Source organism: Citrobacter sp. wls827 (genome assembly GCF_005280875.1).
Taxonomy (GTDB): domain Bacteria; phylum Pseudomonadota; class Gammaproteobacteria; order Enterobacterales; family Enterobacteriaceae; genus Citrobacter; species Citrobacter youngae.
In genome coordinates this window covers 84,915-86,070 of sequence record NZ_SZWR01000037.1, presented here as the reverse complement: position 1 = coordinate 86,070, position 1,156 = coordinate 84,915, and the positions used below count along the sequence as shown (strand labels likewise).

Here is a 1,156-nt window from a genome sequence, read left to right as displayed (position 1 = left end):
GGCGTTGAGCCGGGCAAGCTTCGAAAGGGAAGATGTATGTCGTTACTTGAGCTACTGGATAAAAAGATTGCCGCTGATGGCGGACTGATTGTCTCCTGCCAGCCCGTTCCTGACAGCCCGCTGGATAAACCTGAAATTGTCGCCGCCATGGCGCTGGCAGCCGAGCAGGCTGGTGCGGTGGCGCTGCGTATTGAAGGCGTGGAAAACCTGCAGGCGACCCGGGCGGTCGTTTCGCTGCCAATTATAGGTATTCTGAAACGCGATCTTGCTGACTCCCCTGTACGCATCACTGCATTTTTAGATGATGTCGATGCGTTGGCGCAGGCGGGAGCTGACATTATAGCGATTGATGGTACAGACCGCGTGCGTCCTGTTCCCGTCGCCGCACTGTTGGCACGAATTCATCAACATCACTGTCTGGCCATGGCCGACTGTTCGTCGCTGGAAGACGGCCTGGCCTGCCAGCAACTCGGCGCGGAAATTATTGGTACGACGCTGTCGGGTTATACGACACCAGAAACACCAGATGAGCCGGATCTGGCGCTGGTGAAAGCGTTACGTGATGCCGGGTGTCGGGTGATTGCCGAAGGACGTTATAACACGCCAGCACAAGCAGCTGAATCCATGCGCCACGGGGCCTGGGCGGTGACAGTGGGTTCTGCTATTACCCGACTGGAACACATTTGCCAGTGGTACACCACGGCGATGAAAAAGGCCGCGCTATGACCACCCTGGCGATTGATATCGGCGGTACTAAACTGGCCGCTGCACTGGTTGATGGTCGCCTGCAAATGCGTGACCGTCACGAACTTCCGACACCCGCCAGCAAAACACCACAAGCGCTGCGAGCTGCTCTGGAAGCGCTGATTGAGCCGTTGCTGGCACAGGCTCAGCGCGTGGCGATTGCCTCAACCGGCATCATCCGTGAGGGTGCGCTCCTGGCACTGAATCCATTAAATCTGGGGGGATTGATGCATTTCCCGCTGGTGCAAACGCTGGAGTCATTCACCGGTCTACCGACGTTGGCGGTGAATGACGCACAGGCCGCTGCGTGGGCTGAATATCATGCACTTGGCGGGAAATACCACGATATGGCGTTTATTACTGTATCGACCGGTGTTGGTGGCGGCGTGGTTAGCAACGGAAAGTTGTTAAC

General features: G+C 57.1%; 2 protein-coding genes. Both read left to right on the top strand.

The window, feature by feature from the left end; all coding sequences use genetic code 11:
* Positions 1 to 36: 36 nt before the first annotated feature.
* Positions 37 to 726, top strand: a complete 690-nt coding sequence (locus FDX03_RS22445; RefSeq protein ID WP_137346601.1) for an N-acetylmannosamine-6-phosphate 2-epimerase — start codon at positions 37 to 39, stop codon at positions 724 to 726.
* Positions 723 to 1,156, top strand: a 434-nt coding sequence (locus tag FDX03_RS23820) for an ROK family protein (RefSeq protein ID WP_249357152.1), incomplete at its 3' end; no start/stop codon positions are given. The genes FDX03_RS22445 and FDX03_RS23820, both read left to right, overlap by 4 nt.

What these genes read in the sequence shown, in the direction of transcription:
- FDX03_RS22445 (WP_137346601.1), top strand. Translation starts at nt 37, where the DNA reads ATGTCGTTACTTGAGCTACTGGATAAAAAGATTGCCGCTGATGGCGGA.